This window comes from Kribbella sp. NPDC048915, assembly GCF_040649595.1.
Taxonomy (GTDB): Bacteria; Actinomycetota; Actinomycetes; order Propionibacteriales; family Kribbellaceae; genus Kribbella.
The window spans coordinates 1-3,297 of record NZ_JBEZFT010000010.1 but is presented as its reverse complement, the minus strand read 5'-3'; the positions used below and the strand labels follow the sequence as shown (position 1 = coordinate 3,297).

Genomic DNA, 3,297 nt, shown 5'->3' with positions numbered 1-3,297 from the left:
CGCATCACGCCACGGCACCATGCCGCACTATCACCGCGTGCTGAACACCGACCAGATCACCGCTGACCAGGTCGCCGCCGGCTGATCGGCTGCACGGCGTACGAGTGGATGTCCGGCCGTGATGGGGTGCACGGGGGTCAGTAGGTGTCGCGCGTACGCCGTGCACGGACCGGCGTACGCGCGGACTCTGAGGGAACGGACCAACAGTTGAAACGGGTCAGCAGGCCGAGAACGTGCCGGCGGAGACCCAGGCCTTGGAGACGTACATGCCGGTGTGGACGCGGAGCCAGACGTTCGTGGTGCCTTGGGAGCCGGACACGGTCTCGCCGGTGGTCTGGCATTCGACGGTGACCTGCGCCGACTTGCCTGCCATGCCGACGATCGTGCCGCCGGAGTTGGGGGCGTTGCGCACGTTCAAGTAGCCGGACGAGATCGAGACGGTGCCGCGACCGCCGTCGCCGGTCCACAGGTACGTGACGTCGACCCATGAGTTGTCGGTGAGTTTCAGCGCGTCCCAGAAGGTGCCGTCGGCGAGGTCGATCCCGGCCGGGTTCGCCACGGTGCGCCCGAACTGGTCCTTGCCGCCGTTGTACCCGTCCTGGTACGCCGCTTGCGACTCGGGCTTGCCCTGCGGCAGGTCCTTCCACATCTCGCGGGTCGCGCTCGGGTTCCAGTAATCGTCCTTGGTGTTCCACGGGCCGACGTCCCAGACCGGTTCGAAGGCGCATCGGGTCGTGGTGCAGACCTTCACGGAGTACGTACCGGATCCGTTGCCGGACAGCCCGCGCCGCGACGGCAGCGCGACGAAGTGGTCGCGGCTGACGATCACGTGGCCGTTGGCCGTCGTACCGCCGACCAGACCTTCGCGCGTCGCGAAGACCCGCGACTTGAGCGGCGCGGCCTGGATCGACGACCGCGGTACGGCGGTGGCGTCCGTGGGCTGCACCGTGACATCGCCGATCCACGGCGCGGCGCCGGCTGACGGTGCGCTGACGATGATGCGGACCTGGACCTGTTGGCTAGCGCGCGGCAGCGCTGTCGGCGTACCTGCCGTGGCCGGTGTCCATTCCGACCAGCGGTCGCCGACCCAGGCCCGTACGTCGACCTCCGCCGACGAGCCGTCCGGCGTACCGGAGGTGTAGTCGACGACCACGGCCGACGTCGCGGCGCCGAAGCGGACCGGGGCGAGCTCGGCCAGGCCGGACCGCTGTTTGATGCCGACCGAGCCGATCGCGGCCGGGGCGTCGCCGAGGATGATCCGGCCGCCCTCCACGCGGACGTTGCTGGATCCGGCGACGGGTTGGGCCGAGATCGCGACCGGATCCGGGGTCGCGGCGGTGCTCGGCAAGGTGGTGGTAAAGATCGCGGCGGTCAGCGCCAGGCAGGCGGCGACGGCGGCGGTGCGAGTGATACGCATGAACAAACCTCCGGGGCGGTGAAGGTGATGCCTCCCAATGTGACTTATCAACACCACATCTGTACAGATCGTGAATAAATTTCTCGTGACGGAACAGAACCCGATCGGTTACTCAGCGGGTCTGGATCGGTGTGACAGAGGCTGAGGAGAATCGATGACCCGGACCGCTGACGCCGACTTCGAACGCTTCGTCGTGACGCAGTCGACCGCTCTGCTCCGGTTCGCGGAGATGTTGTGCGGCGATCGGCACACCGCCGAGGACCTCGTACAGCAGGCCTTGATGCGGTCCTACCCGAAGTGGCACAAGCTGACCGGCGACCCGTTGCGGTTCGTCCGGCGGGTGCTGGTCAACCGATTCCTCAGCCAGGCCCGCCGGCACTGGAACAACGAAGTACCCAGTGATCCGGTGCAGAACGACTGGGACCAGCGAGCGGTGGCGGACTTCGCCGGGGCGGTCCAGACCAGAGCGGCCGTGCTCTCGGCCCTCGACGGTCTGACCGTCCGGGAGAGAGCCGTGGTCGCGCTGCGTTACTCGCAGGATCTCTCCGAGGCCGAGACCGCCGAACTGCTCGGCATGGCGGCCGGGACCGTGAAGAGCACGGCCTCCCGGGCGCTGGCCAAGTTGCGGTTGGCACCCGACCTGATCGACAGCGGAGTTGGAGGAAACCGATGAGTGACGAGCAGCGGGTACGCGACGCGCTCCAGTACGAGATCGATCCCTGGCAGCCAGATGCCGCCGACCTGATGCGGCGCGGCAAGCGGCTGGCCTGGGTACGGCGCGGCGTGGCCGCCGCCGGTGTCACCGCACTGGCCGGAACCGTCGCGACGGTGTCCGCGGCGGTCGGTGGAGCCGTGCCGGTGAAGAACCTACTGGCCGGCGACGGGAAGCCGCCGATGCCGGCGGTGGTCCCGAGCGACACACCCACCGCGCCGTCGGTCGACCCGACGTGCCTGCCACCGAAGCCGGACCAGTCCCAGACGCCGCAGTTGCCGAAGGTGGTGATCTCGGTGCACAAGACCATCGACCCGAACAACCCATCGTCGGCCAAGCCCACGCTGCCCACGCCTCCCACCGTGCCGTCGCTGCCGTCCGGGAAGCCTTCGTTGCCTGGGGCATCGAGTCTGCCGACCGGGAAGCCCAGCCTTCCGCACCGCACGCCCAGCCTGCCGGCAAAGCCCGGTGATCCGGGGATTCCGGAGAAGCCGAGCGTGCCGACGGCGACGCCGAGCCTTCCGGGGAAGCCGAGCGGGAAGCCTTCACTGCCGACCGCCAAGCCATCGCTACCGACCGCGAAGCCCACGCTGCCCGCGAACCCCACGCTGCCCGCGAACCCGACACTGCCCGCGAACCCGACACTGCCCGCGAACCCGACACTGCCCGCGAAGCCGTCGCTGCCGACGGCGAAGCCGAGCGTGCCGGTCAGTGTTCCGCCGGCCAAGCCGGTTCCGACGGCGACGCTCCCGGACTGCGTGCACGGCGTACCGACCGGGAAGCCGTCGCTTCCCACGCCGACCCTGCCGGGCAAGCCGACCGCGAAGCCGACCGCGCCGAACCTTCCGACGGTCACGGTCTCCGGCGGTGTGGAGGTGACGGTCGACCCGGGCAAGCAGCAGCCCCCGACGCTGCCGACCGCCAAGCCGTCGCTGCCCACCAAGCCGACCATCGACCCGACTGGAAAGCCGACTGCCAAGCCGACGTTCCCGACCGGGGAGCCCAGCTTCCCGACGCCGAGCGTCCCGACGACGTTCCCCACCGGTCACCCCTCCTCAAACCGGTAGGGACTCCCGCCACCGGCGGGTGGGACAGGCAACTTTGGGCCCGTCCGTCCTACTCGCCGGTGGCACCGTCGATCAGCTCGCGGGCCACGTCCAGATGGCCC

Annotated in this window: 3 protein-coding genes; 2 read left to right on the top strand and 1 reads right to left on the bottom strand. The window is 69.5% G+C overall.

Annotated features, from left to right (window positions below):
* Window positions 1-217: 217 nt before the first annotated feature.
* The gene (locus tag AB0B82_RS07945) at window positions 218-1,417 is read right to left on the bottom strand and encodes a hypothetical protein (RefSeq protein ID WP_360163898.1); all 1,200 of its coding nucleotides are present in this window, start codon (window positions 1,415-1,417) and stop codon (window positions 218-220) included.
* Window positions 1,418-1,571: 154 nt separating this feature from the next.
* Between AB0B82_RS07945 and AB0B82_RS07940 the strand changes: the two genes are divergently transcribed.
* On the top strand, window positions 1,572-2,090 hold the full coding sequence (locus tag AB0B82_RS07940; RefSeq protein WP_360163896.1) for a SigE family RNA polymerase sigma factor: 519 nt from the start codon (window positions 1,572-1,574) through the stop codon (window positions 2,088-2,090).
* Complete coding sequence (locus tag AB0B82_RS07935; RefSeq protein ID WP_360163894.1) at window positions 2,087-3,196, top strand: hypothetical protein; 1,110 nt, start codon at window positions 2,087-2,089, stop codon at window positions 3,194-3,196. The genes AB0B82_RS07940 and AB0B82_RS07935 overlap by 4 nt, the downstream gene beginning before the upstream one ends.
* Window positions 3,197-3,297: the final 101 nt, after the last annotated feature.